The sequence below is a fragment of the Sphaerisporangium rufum genome, from assembly GCF_016863395.1.
GTDB classification, from domain to species: Bacteria; Actinomycetota; Actinomycetes; order Streptosporangiales; family Streptosporangiaceae; genus Sphaerisporangium; species Sphaerisporangium rufum.
In genome coordinates this window covers 53331-70365 of sequence record NZ_BOOU01000053.1, presented here as the reverse complement: position 1 = coordinate 70365, position 17035 = coordinate 53331, and the positions used below count along the sequence as shown (strand labels likewise).

The 17035-nt window shown below is 74.5% G+C and carries 14 protein-coding genes; 6 read left to right on the top strand and 8 right to left on the bottom strand.

Annotated elements, in window-relative coordinates; translation table 11 throughout:
• Positions 1-30: 30 nt before the first annotated feature.
• Genes Sru01_RS19050 through Sru01_RS19040 form a run of 3 tightly spaced genes read left to right on the top strand, consistent with a single transcriptional unit; the run spans position 31 to position 3970 of the window.
• Positions 31-1140, top strand: coding sequence for a hypothetical protein (locus tag Sru01_RS19050; protein WP_203988193.1), 1110 nt, complete (start codon positions 31-33; stop codon positions 1138-1140).
• On the top strand, positions 1137-2606 hold the full coding sequence (locus Sru01_RS19045; RefSeq protein WP_203988191.1) for a hypothetical protein: 1470 nt from the start codon (positions 1137-1139) through the stop codon (positions 2604-2606). Before Sru01_RS19050 ends, Sru01_RS19045 begins: the two co-directional genes overlap by 4 nt.
• Positions 2603-3970 (top strand): AAA family ATPase, encoded by a 1368-nt coding sequence (locus Sru01_RS19040; RefSeq protein WP_203988189.1) that lies wholly within the window; start codon positions 2603-2605, stop codon positions 3968-3970. The genes Sru01_RS19045 and Sru01_RS19040 overlap by 4 nt, the downstream gene beginning before the upstream one ends.
• Before the next feature lie 155 nt (positions 3971-4125).
• Here the strand turns inward: Sru01_RS19040 and Sru01_RS19035 are convergent, their stop codons facing one another.
• From Sru01_RS19035 to Sru01_RS19015, 5 genes are all read right to left on the bottom strand, one after another.
• On the bottom strand, positions 4126-4878 hold the full coding sequence (locus Sru01_RS19035) for a hypothetical protein (RefSeq protein WP_203988187.1): 753 nt from the start codon (positions 4876-4878) through the stop codon (positions 4126-4128).
• 185 nt (positions 4879-5063) lie between these two features.
• Positions 5064-5993 (bottom strand): Ppx/GppA family phosphatase, encoded by a 930-nt coding sequence (locus Sru01_RS19030; protein ID WP_203988185.1) that lies wholly within the window; start codon positions 5991-5993, stop codon positions 5064-5066.
• 79 nt (positions 5994-6072) lie between these two features.
• Entirely contained in the window at positions 6073-6921 is an 849-nt protein-coding gene (locus Sru01_RS19025) for an alpha/beta fold hydrolase (protein WP_203988184.1), read from the bottom strand.
• 366 nt (positions 6922-7287) lie between these two features.
• Positions 7288-8058, bottom strand: a complete 771-nt coding sequence (locus Sru01_RS19020; RefSeq protein WP_203988183.1) for a phosphotransferase — start codon at positions 8056-8058, stop codon at positions 7288-7290.
• A 66-nt stretch (positions 8059-8124) separates the two neighbouring features.
• Positions 8125-9732, bottom strand: a complete 1608-nt coding sequence (locus tag Sru01_RS19015; protein WP_203988182.1) for an MDR family MFS transporter — start codon at positions 9730-9732, stop codon at positions 8125-8127.
• A gap of 128 nt (positions 9733-9860) precedes the next feature.
• Between Sru01_RS19015 and Sru01_RS19010 the strand changes: the two genes are divergently transcribed.
• Complete coding sequence (locus tag Sru01_RS19010; RefSeq protein WP_203988181.1) at positions 9861-10427, top strand: TetR/AcrR family transcriptional regulator; 567 nt, start codon at positions 9861-9863, stop codon at positions 10425-10427.
• A gap of 71 nt (positions 10428-10498) precedes the next feature.
• The gene (locus tag Sru01_RS19005) at positions 10499-12136 is read left to right on the top strand and encodes a sensor histidine kinase (protein ID WP_239137550.1); all 1638 of its coding nucleotides are present in this window, start codon (positions 10499-10501) and stop codon (positions 12134-12136) included.
• Here the strand turns inward: Sru01_RS19005 and Sru01_RS19000 are convergent.
• Genes Sru01_RS19000 through Sru01_RS18990 form a run of 3 tightly spaced genes read right to left on the bottom strand, consistent with a single transcriptional unit; the run spans position 12096 to position 13246 of the window.
• A complete protein-coding gene (locus Sru01_RS19000; RefSeq protein ID WP_203988180.1) occupies positions 12096-12728 on the bottom strand; it encodes an IMPACT family protein in 633 nt (210 codons plus the stop codon). The genes Sru01_RS19005 and Sru01_RS19000 overlap by 41 nt on opposite strands.
• A 22-nt stretch (positions 12729-12750) precedes the next feature.
• A complete protein-coding gene (locus Sru01_RS18995) occupies positions 12751-12984 on the bottom strand; it encodes a hypothetical protein (RefSeq protein WP_203988179.1) in 234 nt (77 codons plus the stop codon).
• Positions 12965-13246 carry a DUF6400 family protein gene (locus Sru01_RS18990; protein WP_203988178.1) on the bottom strand — a complete coding sequence of 94 codons (282 nt, stop codon included), beginning with the start codon at positions 13244-13246 and terminating at the stop codon, positions 12965-12967. The genes Sru01_RS18995 and Sru01_RS18990 overlap by 20 nt, the downstream gene beginning before the upstream one ends.
• A gap of 467 nt (positions 13247-13713) precedes the next feature.
• Between Sru01_RS18990 and icmF the strand changes: the two genes are divergently transcribed.
• A complete protein-coding gene (gene icmF / locus Sru01_RS18985; RefSeq protein ID WP_203988177.1) occupies positions 13714-16938 on the top strand; it encodes a fused isobutyryl-CoA mutase/GTPase IcmF in 3225 nt (1074 codons plus the stop codon).
• Positions 16939-17035 lie beyond the last annotated feature (97 nt).

Genomic DNA, 17035 nt, shown 5'->3' with positions numbered 1-17035 from the left:
CGCGCCCGGCGGACGAGAGAGAGGTGTGAGGTGGATCGACTCGACCGGCTGCGCGGGCCGGAGCCGCCGCGCCCGCACGACGCCCGCGCCATCGCCGCCCTCGCGGCCAACCCGGGGTGCGCCCGCCGTGCCGTGCTGGACGCCGCCGGCGTGGACAAGGACGCCGTCGCCACCCACCTGGGTTTCCCCGCGCCCTTCGGCCGGTCGCCGTTCGCCATCACCCGCGGCGACGCCTTCGAGGCGCTGGTCAAGGAGGGCGGCGGCGCGGAGCTGCTGCGGCTGCTGCGCGAGCTGCTCGGGCTGCCGCTGCCGCTGGCCGGCTACACCGACCTGGCCGACGTGGGCGGCAACCCGTCGGCGCACCTGCGCCACTCCCACACCCGGCGGCTCATCGACCGCGCCGCGCGGGACGCCGGCGAGGCGGCCACCCTGTACGACCATCCGCTGCTGCGGCTGGAGATCGCCGGGTACCACTCCTACCTGGAGCCGGACGTGGTGGCGTTCCAGCTGGGCGGCCGGTTCCACATCGTGGAGATCAAGTCGTTCGCCGTGGTGGACGGGCAGGCCGAGCCGGACAAGGTGGCCGCCGCCGCCCGCCAGGCCGCGGTGTACGTGCTGGCGCTGAGCACGCTGCTGGCCGAGCTCGGCCACGACCCGTCGCGGGTGTCGCACGAGATCGTCCTGGTCTGCCCGGAGAACTTCGCCAACCGCCCGGCGGCCACGCTGGTGGACGTACGCCGCGAGCTGGCGGTGCTGCGCCGGCAGCTCGCCCGGATGACCCGGGTCGGCGCCATCGTCGAGCCGCTGCCGGACACGCTGACGTTCGACCTGGGCCGGGACGACGGCGGCGTGCCGCGGCGCCCGGTGGCCGAGCTGCGCTCGGCGGTGCGCGAGGTCGGCGCCCGCTACGCCCCGGACTGCCTCAACACCTGTGACCTGTGCTTCTTCTGCCGGGAGGAGGCGGCCGAGGCCGGCGCGACCGACCTGCTGGGCCGGCAGGTCCGCGACGAGCTCGGCGGGGTCGCCACGGTCGCCGAGGCGCTCGCCCTGGCCGACGGCTCGCTCGCGCCCGACGACGATCGCGCGGAGATCGCCCGGCTGCTCCGCCTGGCCGACCGCCTGTACGCCGAGGTCTCGTGAGCACCCTGTCGGCGCTCGCCCGGCTGCGCGCGCTGCGGGAGGGCCGCGCGCAGCGGCTGGCGACCGTGCGCCACTGCCACCTGTCCGACCGGCCGATGGTCCTCATCCCGCTGCGGCTGGCCGGCGAGGCGGCGGCCCCGCTGGCCGCGATGGCCGGCACCGATCCCGATCATCCCCGGCTGCTGGTGGTGCCGCAGCCGCGCGACCGCGACCTGCGGTTCGCCTTCACCGCCGAGCTGGCCGAGGTCGTGCTGCCGTACGTGGAGGGCCTGCAGAAGGCCACCGAGACGGTGGAGCGGCGCGGCGCCGAACCATACGAGCGGTGCGTGGACGCCCCGCAGCTGCTCGTCCCGAACCCGGCGGGGGTCACGTTCGTCCAGCTGCTCGGCAGGTCCACCCGCTTCCGCCGCGCCGAGGGACCGTACGCGGTGCACCCCTCGGTGCCGGTGCTCGGCCGGTGGCTCACCTTCTTCGGCCGGCGGGCGCAGTATCCGGGGTCGGTGCTGCTGGCCGCGGCCACCGACCTGCTCTCGCTGCACTGGGCCACCGGGCAGAGCGCCCTGGAGGACGCCAACCTGGCGTCGCTGCTGGGCTGGATCGACCCGCCGCCCGGCATGAGCGGCGCGAGCGCGGCCCGCGAGGCGGAGGACCCGCTGGTCTGGCCGCCCGCGGGGCCGGCCACCGACCCGGGGTTCGACGCCGAGGTGCTCGCCCCGGCGATCCGCGCCTACCAGGAGGCACCCGGCGAGCGGGCGGCGGCCGCGGTGGCCGCGGCGGTCCGCTCCCAGCTGGAGCCGACCTGGCGGCTGATGTGGCGGGCGGTCGATCTGCTGCGGGCCCTGCCGCCCGGCGGCGGGGCCGCGGCCCGTTGGGAGGGGGACCGTACCGCGTTCACCGCGTTCGCGGCGCAGCTCGCCGAGGGCGCGCCGCCGCAGCCTCGGCGGGACGGCGCGGTGGCCGCCGCGGCCCGGCTGGCGCGGATGGAGCGGGCCCGGGCGGTGTACGACGCGCAGCGGGCCTTCGACGATCCGCTGGTGATGGCGGGCCACCGGCTGGCCGGCGAGGCGTTCACCGGGACCGTGGTCGCCGCCGAGCCGGACCGCACCGAGGGCGAGGGACGGGGCCGCAAGCTCCGGCCGCTGCTGGTGGTGCGCACCGGCGATCCGGTGCGGCTGGCGGCCGGGGCGCGGCTCGCCACGCCGGCCCGGCGCGGCCAGCGGGCCGACGTCGTCGACGTCGCGGGCGGCGAGGTCACCCTGAAGATCGTCAAGGGGATGGGGCGCGGGACGACGGCCACGCCGGGCGCGGTCCCGCAGGTCGGTGAGGTGGTGTGCTACGCGGCGCTCACCGACGAGTACCAGCCGCCGGCCGCGCTGCCCGCGCCGGAGGAGACACCGTGGACGCACGGCGGCCCGCCGCCCGAATACGTGCCGGCCGAGGACGACGCCGAGGAGGACTGGTCATGACCCGCACCGGCGGCCGGCGGTCCGGAGCGGTGGCCGTGCCGGCCACCGGCGCCGCCGGGCCGGCGGGCCTGTCCCCCGCGGCGGAGGCCGGCGCGGTCGTGGACGCGGTGCTCGCCGACCTGCCCCGCCACCGCGGCGTGGTCGTCGACTCCCCGCCGGGCGCCGGCAAGTCGACGCTGGTGGTGCGCGCCGCCGGGCACCTGGCCGCGGGCGGCGAACCCCTGATGATCATCGCGCAGACGAACGAGCAGGTGGACGACCTGATCGTCCGGCTCGCCGCCGCGCACCCCGCGCTGCGCCTGGGGCGGTTGTCGGCGGGCGACTACACCGCGCCGGCCCGGGTGACCGGCCGGGCGGCCATCGGCACCCGGCTCGCCGATCTCGGCGACCCGGACGTGGTGATCGCGACCGCCGACAAGTGGGCCTGGGTCGGCGACCGGGTGTGGCCGTGGGCGATCGTGGACGAGGCCTACCAGATGCGCTCGGACAAGCTGCTGCGCATCGCCGGGCTGTTCGAGCGGGCGCTGTTCGTCGGCGACCCCGGCCAGCTCGACCCGTTCTCGGTGGTGGACGGCGACCGGTGGGCCGGCCTGTCGTGGGATCCACTGCAGAGCGCGGTCGCGGTGCTGCTGCGCCACAATCCCGACCTGCCGGTGCATCGCCTGCCCGTCTCCTGGCGGCTGCCCGCGTCCGCGGCGCCGCTGGTGTCGGAGGCGTTCTACCCGTTCACCGGATTCCGGGCCGGCACCGGGCCCGAGGAGCGGCGGATGGGGTTCGCGACCGGCGGCATGCGCACCGCCTACGACCGGGCGCTGGAGGAGGCGGCCGCGTCCGGCTGGGCGCTGTACGAGCTGCCGGACCGGCACACCGTGCGCACCGACGCCGAGGCGGTGCGCGCCGTCGCGGTGCTGGCCACCCGGCTGCTGCAGCGCTCGCCGGTCACCGTCTCCGAGCGCGGCGAGCATCCGGTCACCGCCGAGCGGGTCGCCGTCGGCGCCGCGCACCGTGACCAGGTGGCCGCGATCCGGGCCGCCGGGCTGCCCGCCGGCGTCACGGTGGACACCGCCAACCGGCTACAGGGCCGCGAGTACGACGTCACCATCGTGCTGCATCCGCTGTCCGGGCGCCGGGACGCCACCGCGTTCCACCTGGAGTCGGGCCGGCTGTGCGTCCTTACCTCGCGGCATCGGCACGCCTGCGTCGTGGTGGCCCGGGCCGGGATCCCCGAGCTGCTGGACGCCCACCCGTCGGCGGACGCGGTCCGGCTCGGCGTCCCGGTCAAGTTCCCGGACGGCTGGGAGGCCAACCAGGCGGTGCTCGCCCGGCTGGCCGAGCACCGCGTCCCGGCCGCGCCGCCGCACTGAACCGCCGCCGCGCCACCTCCCCGGCGCGCCACCTCCCCGGCGCGCGGCCTTTCCGACGCGCGGCCTCCCCGCGGGCGTGACCCGCTCGGCGCGCCCCGTCCGGACGCCGGCCCTCAGGTCGCGCCGGCCACGGCCGAGGTGGCGCGGGCACCCGGTCAGCCGCGGCGGGCGCGGGCCTTGCTCGTGGCGACCTTGACCCGGCGCTCGCGGCGGGCGCCGGCCTCCCGGCCCGGAGCGCCGGCGTACCCGTCCCGCTGCCGGTCGCCGGCCGGGGACCTCGGGCCGGGGCGCGGGCCGGTCGTCCCGGCGGTCTCCCGGCGCGGGCCTTCCCCGGCGGTGCGCTCCGCGGGTTCGGCGGCGGTCGCCGCCGATTCGCCTCCGCTCGTCCCCGCTCCGCCGGCGGACGCCTCCGGTCCGTCGGCGGGCTTTTCGGGTCCGCCTCCGGGCCCGTCCGCTCCCCCGCCGGGCGTCTCCGGCCCGCCGCCGGTCGGCTGCGGCCCGGCGGAGGCGGGGCCGGTCGCCCGGGGCCGGCCGGTTCCGGTGGACAGGCCCGCCGGCGGCGCTGTGACCGGGACCGGCGCCCCGGCGGGCGGGCGGCTGCCGGTGGCCGGCGCGGACGCGGCGGGGGTGGTCGGCCGGGACATGGCCGCGGGCACCGGGCGCCCGCCGGGACCGGCCGGCCAGGCGGGACCGGCGGAGGCCACCGAGGCGGTGGAGGGGAAGGCGATGGACGGTACGCGGGCCGCGGCGGAGCCCGCAGCGCCGGTGGTGCCCCCGGGTTCCGGGAGGGCGGGGTCGGAAAGGTCGGGTTCGGGGCTGGTGGTGGAGGCCAGCAGCGCCAGGATGACCAGGGTGACGACCGCGATCACTATGACCGCGGCTGCCATCAGCACCAGAACGATGAGCAATGTCCAAATCGTGCCGATGACGGCCATCATCGCCGGATCCTCCCTCTGCTGTTGTCGCGCTGGGACACGTGCCCCGAAGATCGGAACTCACACGCGTTCCCTCCTACCGCAAGGGCTGATTTTTCCGGAAAGTTCCGATGCATCGGCCGGTCGACCCGGGCCAGGCCCCATTCGACGCCGAAGGGTTACCCCGCCGACATCATGTCGAGGCGGCGCAGGATCACCCCCTCCCGCAACGCCCACGGGCAGATCTCCAGCCGGTCGACGTCGAACAGGTCCATCGCCGCGTCCGCGACCAGTGCGCCCGCGGCCAGCTGGGGCGCCCGGCCCGCGGAGACGCCGGGCAGTGCCGCGCGCTCGGCGGCCGGCATCCCCGGCAGGCGCTCGGCCCAGCCCGCCAGGTCCGCCCGGGACAGCGACCGCCGGACGTAAGGCCCCTCCGCGGACGGGGCGGCGCCGGCGATCCGGGCCAGCTGCCGGAAGGTCTTGGAGGTGGCGACCGCGTGGTCGGGCCGCCCGCCGCGGACCACGTCCCCGACGACCCGGCCGATCTCGGCGCGCACCATCCTGCGCAGCTCGCGCACCTGCCCGGGAGGCGGCGGGTCGCCGGTGAGCCACTCGCGGGTCAGCCGGCCGGCGCCCAGCGGCAGCGAGACCGCGACGTCCGGGGCCTCCTCCAGACCGGCGGCGATCTCCAGCGAGCCGCCGCCGATGTCCATCACCAGCAGCCGCCCGGACGACCAGCCGAACCAGCGTCGCACCGCCAGGAAGGTCAACCGGGCCTCCTCCGCACCGGGCAGCACCCGGATGTCCACCCCGGTCGCGGCCCGGATGGCGGCCAGCACCTCCTCGCCGTCGACGGCCTCGCGCACCGCGGAGGTGGCGAACGCCATGACGTCCTGCACGCCCTTGTCCTCGGCGACGCGCAGCGACTCCTCGACGAACCGCAGCAGCGCGGCCTGGCCGCCGGCCGACAGCCGGTCACCATCGAGGGCCTCGGCGAGCCGCAGCTCGGCCTTGTGCGAATAGGCCGGCAGCGGCCGGGCACCGGGATGCGCGTCGACCACCAGTAGGTGCCCCGTGTTGGAGCCGATGTCCAGGACGCCCAGTCGCATGTGTCGACGCTACTACCCTGCTCGGCCCGGCGGTCACGGCCCCGCAACGCCCGGCCGGCCGGGCGGGATGGCGACGAAGTCACACAGACCGGAGGGCGGCGCGCAAGGCAGAGGCGTAGGCACGAGGGTGGGTGGTGTTGCCGTTGTGGCCGCCGGGGAACTCGAGCGCCTCGGTGCCAAGCAGGTCGGCCAGCGCGAAGGCGCACTTGTTGTCGAAGACGGTGCGCGGTGTCGTGCGCCCCGCGGCCGGCAGGATGCGGGTCGGACTGCCGGCGAGGGCCGCCACGTCGAGGGTGTCACCGATGATCGCGGTGAAGTCGTGCTCCACGAAGTAGTCGAAGTTGCGCACCCGCTGGGGCGTCATCGGCTGAGGGGTGAGGCCGGGTTCGACGTCGGGGTCGGCGGGGTCGATGCCCAGCACCTCGGCGATCACCTTGAACGTCGCGGCCAGCCCGTCGCGCCGGTGGACCTGCTGGACGTGCGCCAACTCCTGCTCGTGGCGGGCGCGCTGGTCACCCGGCAGCAACCGCGGGGTGACGGGTTCGTGGGCGACGAGCGTGCCGACCTGCCCGGGGTGCTCCAGGATCAGATGGAAGCCGATGGAGGCGCCGAGGCTGCAGCCGAGCATGAGCGCCGGCTCGTCGGTCAGTTCGGCCAGCAGGCGGTGCACGTCGTCCGCGTGGCCGGCCAGGCTCGTCCCCTGGGCGGGGTCGTCCGGAGTGCTGCGGGACAGGCCGCGCCGGTCGTAGGTCACGACGGTGTAGTCGCCGGCGAGCAGGTCGACCAGGTCCTTGCTGCGTCCGGCGTCTCCCTCGCCGCTCTGAGAGATGAGCAGCACGGGACCGGTGCCGCGCACCTCGTAGTAGAGCGAGGCGCCGTCTACCCGGAGCATGCCTGTCGTCGTCCGGCCGGCGGTGGTGATGTCCATGAAGTCCCCTCAGATTCCGGAGCGGGTTCCGCCCCTCGGCACATCAACACCATAAAGCATCTTTTTGGATGTATCAAGACAGATGTATACGGAAAGATGCATCCGCCTTGATGCACGTCACGGACATGCACGGAGTCGAGGTGTTCCTGCTCGGGCGCACCCTGATGAGATCGGCGAGGAGGCGCGCGCTCGGGGCGGCGCGGCAACGCGGCGCCGGAGACGGCCGAGGCCGTGACCTCGGCGGTCACGGCCTCGCGGATGGGCGGGCCTGGATCCCGTCGGAGGCGGCGACGGCCTCCTCCTCGCCCGCGGGCGAACCCGGCCCGATCCCGCCGGGGCGCCGGCGCCGGGCGGCGGATCTCCCGGTCAGAGCAGCCGGAACCTCGCCGCGTGCCGGACGACGTGCTCGCGGTCGACGTGGTAGACGCGGTCGTGCCCGTCGGCCAGGTGCCGGGCGAAGGCCCGGTCGCCCGCCGCGGCCCGCCGCCGCATGTGATCCACCAGGGCGTCCAGCCGTTCGGCCACCGCCTCGGGCAGCCCGGCCCGCCGCGGCGCGTCCAGCCGGTAGGCGTCCAGGAAGAGCCGCAGCCTGCGCGCCTGCTCGGGTACCGGTGGCGCGTCCTCCCCCACCCGCTCGGGGTCGGCCAGCGGGACGAAGCGGTAGGCCGCGTACGCGACGTCCGCCAGCCGCGGGCCGGGGTGGGCGGTGTCGAAATCGATGAACGCGACCGGCAGGCCGTCCCGGTAGACGCAGTTATAGGTCGCGACATCGCCGTGGCAGACGACCTCGGCCGGCTCGCGCGGCGGGTGGTACCAGACGGCGTCCGGCGGTGGCACGAACCCGGCGGACGCGTCGTGGTAGGCGCGCAGCAACGCGCCGGCCGCCGCGAGCGCGGCGTCGGTCCGCGCGTGACCGGGCACCGGATAGTGCGCGACCTCGCCGGGCACGAAGTCGAGCACCTCGCGGCCGCGCTCGTCCAGTCCGTGGGCCCGCGGCGCGCCGGCGAACCCCTGGCCGGCCAGGTGCGCCAGCAGCCGGTGCACCGTGGGCGTCCACGGCCCGGCCGGTCGCCGCACGGTCGCGCCGACCCGCACCACCTCGTTGACGCCGCCTCCGGCCAGCCGCTCCTCGATCATCGGGCGACGGTAGCAACGGCTCCGCCGGCCGGGCCACCGGATTTCCGGCCGGCGGAGGCGGGTGCGTCAGTCGAAGGCGGCGACGGCCTCCTCCTTGCTCGCCGCCGAGTCGGGGCCGGCCGGGCCGCCGGGCGCGGTGGCGCCGCGCAGCGGGATCTCCTTGATGAAGGCCGCCAGCACCGGCACCGCGACCGCGAAGGCGATCGCCCAGACGAAGATGCCGGAGATGGAGGTGGCCAGCGCCTCCAGCAGCCCGGTGCGGACCGGCGCCGGCAGGCCGGCCAGCGCGGCGGGGTCGAGCCGGCCGCCGCCGCCCTCGGCCAGCCGCGCCCCCTGCGGGCCCAGCTTGGCGGTCAGCTCGTCCACCAGGTGGTGGTTGAAGACCGCACCGAAGATCGAGACGCCGAACGAGCCGCCGATGGACCGGAAGAACATGGACGCGCTGCTGGCGACGCCGAGGTCCTTCTGCTCCACGCTGTTCTGCGCGATCAGCATGGTGGTCTGCATGAGGCCGCCCATACCGAGGCCGAGGACCGCGATGAACAGGCCGGTCTGCAGCGGTCCGGTGTGCACGTCCTGCAGCGACAGCAGCCACATGCCCACCACCATGACCGCGCCGCCGGCCACCGGATAGATCTTGTACTTGCCGGTCTTGGTGATGGCCTGGCCGACGAACAGCGAGACGACCATCATCGCGGCCATCATCGGCAGCAGCAGCAGGCCGGAGTTGGTGGCCGACTGCCCCTGGACGGTCTGCTGGAACAGCGGCAGGAAGTTGATCACGCCGAACATCGCGAAGCCGAGCAGGAAACCGATCAGGGAGATGAGCGTGAAGTTGCGGTCGGCGAAGACGTGCAGCGGCATGATCGGCTCGGGCACCCGGCGCTGCACCGGGATGAAGATCGCCAAGGTGACCACCGCGACCGCGGCCAGCGCGAGGATCTGCCAGGAACCCCAGTCGTACTCGGTGCCGCCCCAGGTGGTGATGAGCACCAGCGCGGTGATGCCCACCGCGAGCAGGCCGGCCCCCCACCAGTCGATGCGGTGCTCGGTGCGGTACTTCGGCAGCCGTAGCCGGACCAGCAGCCAGACGAACGCGACCGCGCCGATGGGCAGGTTCACGTAGAACGCCCAGCGCCAGTCGAGGTGGTCGGTGATGAAGCCGCCGACCAGCGGCCCGGCGACCATCGCCAGCGACATCATCGCGGCCATGATGCCCTGGTAGCGGCCCCGCTCGCGCGGCGGCACCAGGTCGCCGATGATGGCCATGGCGTTCACCATGAGCCCGCCGGCGCCCAGGCCCTGCAGCGCGCGGAAGCCGATCAGCTCGCTCATGCCGTCGGCCGGCCCGCCGAACAGGTCGGAGCCGGCCATGCCGCACAGCACCGAGCCGACCATGAAGATGCCGATCGACGCCAGGAAGATGGTCTTGCGGCCGTACAGATCGCCGATCTTGCCCCAGATCGGGGTGGAGACCGTGGTCCCCAGTACATAGGCCGTCACCACCCAGGACAGGTGGGAGAGGCCGCCCAGCTCGCCGACGATGCGCGGCATCGCGGTGCCGACGATCATGTTGTCCAGCATGGCGAGGATCATCGCCAGCATCAGCCCGGGCAGGACCGCCATGACCTCCCGCCGCCGGCCAGGCACGGCCGCGGCCTCGGTCTCCGTCATCGGTTTTACGCCCCCTTGGTCACACCTTACTTACTTGCCGACCGGCAAGTTACTATGGTGACCAAGGTAGAGTCCTTACTTGCCGGCCGTCAAGCTGATTAAGGGTGCCTGGGAGAGTCTGAAGGCATATGCGGGAACACACCGACACCAGAGATCGGATCCAGGAGATCGCCCTGAAGTTGTTCACCGAACAGGGCTACGAGGCGACCTCGCTGCGGGAGATCGCCGAGGAACTCGGGGTGACCAAGGCCGCCCTCTACTACCACTTCAAGACCAAGGAGGACATCGTCGCGAGCCTGGCCGAGGACCAGCAGGCGGCGATGGAGCGCCTGATCGAGTGGGCCAGGGAGCAGCCGCGCACCCGGGAGGTCCGGCACGAGTTCCTGCGGCGCTACGCCGACAACCTCTACAGCGGGCGCAACCACGCCTTCCTGCGGTTCATGGAGCGCAACCAGACCGCGCTGCGCACGCACCCGAAGGTGGAGAAGATGCGCCGGCTGGTGGCGGCCCTGATGGAGGTCTTCGGCGAGGAGGGCGACACCACCGCTCAGCGGCTGCGCCGCTCGATGGCCATCTTCTCCCTGCACGCGGGCCTGTTCCTGCTGAACGAGGAGAAGATCGACGACGCCGAGCGCAAGGCGCTGGCCCTGGAGCTGGCCCGGGAGTTGATGGACGCGGGCAGCGGCCCGGGCTGACGGCGCCCCGCCGGGCCGGCCGGCGCGGTCGATAGGGTCGGCCACCTGGACCGGACGCCGGAGGAGGCAAGGTGAGCGTTCCCGGGTACGGCCGCCGGGCCCGGTGGCCGCGGCTCAGCACGCGGGCGTGGTTCGGCGGCACCATGGCGATCATGTTCCTGCTGGCGGCGCTCTCGGCGGCGGCCGGCGGCATGGCCCTGTCCCGCACCTCCGAGGCCACCGAGCTGATCACCAGGCGGCTCACGCCCGCGCTGCTGGCGGCCGAACGCCTGCGCGGCGTCCTGCAGGACCAGCGCGGCTCGGTGCACGGCTACGTGCTCACCGGCGACCCCGGGTTCCTGGCCTCCTACCGGGAGGGACGGACCGCCGAACAGGCGTCCGCCGAGGCGCTGCGGCGGACGCTGGCGGGCCACGTCCTGCTCGCCGACCTGGACACGGTGGGTGCGCGGGTGACCGAGTGGCGCGCCGGCTACGCGGACCCGTCGATCGCCGCGGTCGGCGGATCCGGTCCCGGGGCGGTGTCGACGGCCGGCACCGCGCGGGGCCGGGTGCTGTTCGAGGGGGTGCGCGCCGCGCTGGACGCGCAGGCGGAGAACCTCACGCGCGCCCGGACCGCGGCGCTGCGCGCGGCCGACCGGGCCACCATGTGGCGGGACGCCGTCTTCGTGGCCATCCTCGCGACTGTCCTGCTGACGCTGATCTCGGTGGCCGTGCTGTTGCGGTACGTCATCCTCGGCCCGCTCGACCGGCTGGGCTCGGCGTCCCGCCGGGTCGCCGGGGGCGACTTCGGGCACGTCATCGACGTGCGCGGCCCGGCCGACATCACCATGCTGGCCCTGGACGTGGACGCGATCCGGCGGCGCATCACCGCCGAGCTCGACATCTCCCGGGACGCCGAGCGGCGGCTGCGGGAGCAGACCGACCTGCTGCGCACGCAGGCCGAGGAACTGCGCCGCTCCAACGCCGAGCTCGAGCAGTTCGCCTACGTGGCCTCCCACGACCTGCAGGAGCCGGTCCGCAAGGTCACCGCGTTCTGCCAGCTGCTGCAGCGCCGGTACGCCGGCCGGCTGGACGAGCGCGCCGACGAGTACATCGCCTTCGCCATCGACGGGGCCAAGCGCATGCAGACCCTGGTGAGCGAGCTGCTGACCTTCTCCCGGGTGGGCCGCGAGCAGGCGCCGAGCGAGCGGGTGCCGCTGGACGAGCCGCTGGAGGCGGCGCTGGCCGACCTCACCCGGTTGATCGAGGAGTCCGGGGCCGTGGTGGAGCGTCCGGCGCTGCCCGAGGTGGTCGGTGATCCCGGCCTGCTGACCATGCTGTGGCAGAACCTCCTCGGCAACGCGATCAAGTTCCGCGCGCCGGACCGCGCGCCGAAGGTCGGCGTCGGCGTCCGGCGGGCCGGGGACATGTGGGAGGTGACGGTCACCGACAACGGCATCGGTGTTGAACCGCGGTTCGCCGAGAAGATCTTCGTCATCTTCCAGCGGCTGCACGGGCGGGGCGACTACGACGGCACCGGCATCGGGCTCGCGCTGTGCAAGAAGATCGTCGAGTACCATGGCGGCGAGATCCGGCTGGACACCGGCGCCGAGCAGGGCGCCCGCTTCGTCTTCACGCTGCCGGCGGCGGACGGCCCGGCGGGCGACCTGGCGGACAGGGCGGCGGGCGTCACGCGGGCGCCGGCACGTACACCAGCGGACCCGGGGTGACCCGTGCCCGGCCGGCGGTGACGGCGGCCGCCCAGCCGGCGAACCCGGGCAGCCGGTCCAGCCCGACGCCCACCTCGGCGGTCACCTCGGCGCCGTAGGAGACGCCGCGCACCGCGTGGCCGGCCGTGCGCAACTCGTTCTCCAGCCGTCCGGCCAGCGCGTGCTCGACCCGCACGGTGACCACCCGGGCCGGCACCATGGTCACCAGGTCCGCCCGGTCCAGCGCGGCGGCCACCGCGCCGCCGTACGCGCGCACCAGCCCGCCGGCGCCGAGCAGCACCCCGCCGAAGTAGCGGGTGACCACCGCGATCGTGTCGGCCAGGCCACGGCGGACGAGCACCTCCAGCATGGGGGCGCCCGCCGTGCCGGACGGCTCGCCGTCGTCGTCGGCGCGCCGCGTGCGGCGGTCGCCGCCGAGGACGTAGGCCGAACAGGTGTGCCGGGCGGCGTGGTGCGCCCGGCGCCGCGCGGTGACGAACGCGGCGGCCTGGCCGGGCTCGCCGACCGGCGCCAGCGCGCAGATGAACCGCGACCGCCGGACCTCGATCTCGTGCTCGGTCTCCCCGGTGACGGTCAGGTACGGCTGCGGCATGCCCGACAGGCTAGCGCCGCACTCACGGTGCGGCGGGCCGGCCGTCGGCGCCGAAGCCGGTGGGGTGGCTCCACAGATGGGTGCACCCGGGGCACTGCAGGTGCAGGACCGCGCCGGTGACGGCGAGCAGGTAACGCCAGTGCTCGCCGCAGTTGCGGCCGGCGCCGCAGTCGGCGCAGCCGTGGTCGTCCCGGCACCACGGGCAGCTCACCCAGGCGCGGCGGGCGATGTCGGCCTCAGGGTCGATCGGCAGCATCGGAGGCGGCACCGCCCTCTCGCGGGGGAAGGACGCCCGCGGCGACGAGCATCCGGTAGGTCGCGCGCTGCCCGGCGTCCAGACCGGAGTACAGCAGCCCGGCGGCCGCGTCCTCGGCCCGCATCGCGGCCGGGGGGTCCCAGCCGGGGCCGAGGGCGGCCAGCACCTCGGCGCGGCGGCGCGCCTCGTGCCCGGCCAGGTCGAACTCGAACCATTCACTCGTGACGGGCTCGGCGGGCCCGCCGCCGGCGGCGTTCGTCATCAGGGCTCCTCGCGGTGTCCCCCGGACCGGCGGGACGGGATAGGGGTGGGGATGGGGCGGAACGGGGCACACCGGGAACGCAGGACGGGCGCCTGGCGGCCCTGTCATGCGCGTTCGCCGGTGGTGGACCGGCCGGCCCCGCGGCGGGGCCGAGAAGGACCGGACGAGGACCGGACGAGGGCCGGACGAGGACCGGACGGGCGTTCCGGGTGGGACGTGGCGGCCGGGCCCGGGGTGGCCGGGGCGCGGAGGCGGCACGCGATCCGGCAGGGGTTTGCCGGATAACACACTATATGAGCCTTTTGTCGGTATTTGTCGAGACGGTGGACGCGCAGATGTCCGGTGACATCGGTCACCCTCGCAGGCTCGGCGATCCGGCACGCCGGCACCGGCCCGCCTTCCGGCCCGGTGCCGCGGCGTCCTAGTATTTATTAGGACGTCCTAGTAACTTTGCCCGAGGAGCCCCGGTGTACGTACCTGCCCATCCCGTGCGCGTGGTCACCGCGGCCGCCCTGTTCGACGGGCACGACGCGGCGATCAACATCATGCGGCGCATCCTGCAGGCCCAGGGCGCCGAGGTCGTCCATCTCGGCCACGACCGCTCGGTGGACGAGATCGTCACCGCCGCCGTCCAGGAGGACGCGCAGGCGGTGGCGATCAGCTCCTACCAGGGCGGCCACGTGGAGTTCTTCACCTACCTCGTGGACCTGCTGCGCGAGCGCGGCGCCGGCCATGTCAAGGTGTACGGCGGCGGTGGCGGGGTGATCGTCCCCGACGAGGTCGCCGCCCTGGAGCGGCACGGGGTCACCAAGATCTTCACTCCGGAGGACGGGCAGCGGCTCGGCCTGGCCGGCATGATCAATACCATCGTCGAGGCCTGCGACACCGATCCGACCGAGGGCGCCGAGCCGCCGCCGGTGGCCGGCGGCGACCACCGCGCCGTCGCCCGGGCCATCACCTTCGTCGAGGCGGGCCGGGCGGACGCCGGCTACCTGGACACGCTGCGCGCCGCGGCCGCCGCGCGCGCCGTCCCGGTGCTCGGCATCACCGGGACCGGCGGCTCGGGCAAATCCTCGCTCACCGACGAGCTGGTCCGCCGGCTGCGCGTGGACGACGAGGACAAGCTGCGCATCGCGGTGCTCGCGGTCGACCCGACCCGGCGTCGCGGCGGCGGCGCGCTGCTCGGCGACCGGATCCGGATGAACAGCCTGGGCGGTGACGGCGGCGGCACGGTCTTCTTCCGCTCGCTGGCCACCCGCGGCGCGCACGAGCTTCCCGAGCAGCTGGCCGACGTCATCGCGGTGTGCCGGGCCGCCGGCCACGATCTGGTGATCGTGGAGACCCCGGGCATCGGCCAGGGCGACGCGGCCGTCGTCCCGTTCAGCGACGTCTCGCTGTACGTGATGACGCCGGAGTTCGGGGCGGGCTCCCAGCTGGAGAAGATCGACATGCTGGACTTCGCCGACGTGGTCGCGATCAACAAGTTCGACCGGCGCGGCGCCCAGGACGCGCTGCGCGACGTGCGCCGCCAGCTGGTGCGCAACCGGGAGGCCTTCGGCACCGCCCCCGACGACATGCCGGTGTACGGCACCGTGGCGTCCCGCTTCAACGACGACGGCGTGACCGGCCTGTACCACGAGCTGCGCCGCCTGCTGGCCGATAAGGGCCTGCCGGCCGGCCCGGGCCTGCTCGCCGATCCGGGGGTGAAGACCTCGACGCTCGGCGGCGCCGTGGTGCCGCCGGCCCGGATCCGCTACCTGGCCGACATCGCCGACGCGGTGCGCGGGTACCACGCGCGCACCGCGGCGGAGGTGGAGATCGCCCGCCGCCGGCAGCGGCTGGCCGAGACCGCGGCGCAGCTCGCCGCCGAGGGCCAGGACGCCACGGCCGTGGAGGCGCTGGCCCGCACGGCCGACGCCGAGCTGCCGGCCGGCAGCCGCGAGCTGCTGGACGGCTGGGCGGGAACGGTGGCCGCCTACTCCGCCGACGAGCTGGTGGTGAAGGTGCGCGACCGCGAGCTGCGCACCCCGCTGTGGCGCACCTCGCTGTCGGGCAGCCGGGTGCCGCGGGTGGCGCTGCCCCGCTACGCCGACCACGGCGAGTTGCTGCGCTTCCTGCGCTCGGAGAACCTGCCCGGCCGCTTCCCGTTCACCGCCGGCGTCTTCCCGTTCAAGCGGGCCGACGAGGACCCGACGCGCATGTTCGCCGGCGAGGGCGACCCGTTCCGCACCAACCGGCGGTTCAAGATGCTGTCGGAGGGCCAGCCGGCCGTGCGGCTGTCCACCGCGTTCGACTCGGTGACGCTGTACGGCAACGACCCGGCCGAGCGCCCCGACGTGTACGGCAAGGTCGGCACCTCGGGGGTTTCGATCGCCACGCTGGACGACATGAAGGCGCTGTACGACGGGTTCGACCTCACCTCGCCCACCACGTCGGTGTCGATGACCATCAACGGGCCGGCCCCGGCCATCCTGGCGTTCTTCCTGCACACCGCGGTCGACCAGGCGCTGGACCGGTTCCGGGCCGACCAGGGCCGCGAGCCGTCCCCCGAGGAGGCGGCGCAGGTGCGCGCCCGCACGCTGGCCACGGTGCGCGGCACGGTGCAGGCGGACATCCTGAAGGAGGACCAGGGCCAGAACACCTGCATCTTCTCCACCGACTTCAGCCTGCGGATGATGGCCGACGTGCAGGAATGGTTCATCGCCCACCAGGTGCGCAACTTCTACTCGGTGTCCATCTCCGGCTACCACATCGCCGAGGCGGGGGCCAACCCCATCACCCAGCTGGCCTTCACTCTGGCCAACGGCTTCACCTACGTCGAGGCGTACCTGGCCCGCGGGATGGCCGTCGACGACTTCGCGCCCAACCTGTCGTTCTTCTTCTCCAACGGCATGGACCCCGAGTACAGCGTGCTCGGCCGGGTGGCCAGGCGGATCTGGGCGGTGGCGATGCGCGACCGGTACGGCGCCGGGGAGCGGGCGCAGAAGCTGAAGTACCACATCCAGACCTCGGGGCGCTCGCTGCACGCCCAGGAGATGAACTTCAACGACATCCGCACCACGCTGCAGGCGCTGATCGCGGTGTACGACAACTGCAACAGCCTGCACACCAACGCCTTCGACGAGGCCGTCACCACGCCGAGCGCCGACTCGGTGCGCCGGGCCATGGCCATCCAACTGATCATCAACCGCGAGTGGGGCCTGGCGGCGAACGAGAACCCGCTGCAGGGGTCGTTCGTGATCGACGACCTGACCGACCTGGTGGAGGAGGCGGTGCTGGCGGAGTTCGAGCGGCTGTCGGACCGCGGCGGGGTGCTCGGCGCCATGGAGACCGGTTACCAGCGGGGCCGGATCCAGGACGAGTCGATGCTGTACGAGACGCGCAAGCACGACGGCTCGCTGCCGATCATCGGGGTGAACACCTTCCGCAACCCGGCCGGCGAGGCCGAGCACGGCTCGCTGGAGCTGGCCCGGGGCACCGAGGAGGAGAAGCGCGGCCAGCTGGAGCGGTTGCGCGCCTTCCAGGCCGCGCACGCGGCCGAGGCGCCGGAGGCGCTGCGGCGGCTGCGGGAGGCGGCGATGTCGGACGAGAACGCCTTCGCCGCGCTGATGGACGCGGCCCGGGTCTGCTCGCTCGGGCAGATCACCGAGGCGCTGTTCGAGGCCGGGGGGCAGTACCAGCGCAACGTGTGAGCCGCTCCCGCACGCGCGCGCGGACCCGGGTGGTCGGAGGTCACGGCGGTCACTTGCTGCTCCGTTCCCGCCACGCGCGCGCGGACCCGGCCGCTAC

Coding starts and splice junctions, on each gene's coding strand:
- Sru01_RS18990 (WP_203988178.1), bottom strand. CDS start 13,246: ATGACGAACGCCGCCGGCGGCGGGCCCGCCGAGCCCGTCACGAGTGAA.
- Sru01_RS19030 (WP_203988185.1), bottom strand. CDS start 5,993: ATGCGACTGGGCGTCCTGGACATCGGCTCCAACACGGGGCACCTACTG.
- Sru01_RS19025 (WP_203988184.1), bottom strand. CDS start 6,921: ATGGACATCACCACCGCCGGCCGGACGACGACAGGCATGCTCCGGGTA.
- Sru01_RS19010 (WP_203988181.1), top strand. CDS start 9,861: ATGCGGGAACACACCGACACCAGAGATCGGATCCAGGAGATCGCCCTG.
- Sru01_RS18995 (WP_203988179.1), bottom strand. CDS start 12,984: ATGCTGCCGATCGACCCTGAGGCCGACATCGCCCGCCGCGCCTGGGTG.
- Sru01_RS19015 (WP_203988182.1), bottom strand. CDS start 9,732: ATGACGGAGACCGAGGCCGCGGCCGTGCCTGGCCGGCGGCGGGAGGTC.
- Sru01_RS19020 (WP_203988183.1), bottom strand. CDS start 8,058: ATGATCGAGGAGCGGCTGGCCGGAGGCGGCGTCAACGAGGTGGTGCGG.
- Sru01_RS19040 (WP_203988189.1), top strand. CDS start 2,603: ATGACCCGCACCGGCGGCCGGCGGTCCGGAGCGGTGGCCGTGCCGGCC.
- Sru01_RS19000 (WP_203988180.1), bottom strand. CDS start 12,728: ATGCCGCAGCCGTACCTGACCGTCACCGGGGAGACCGAGCACGAGATC.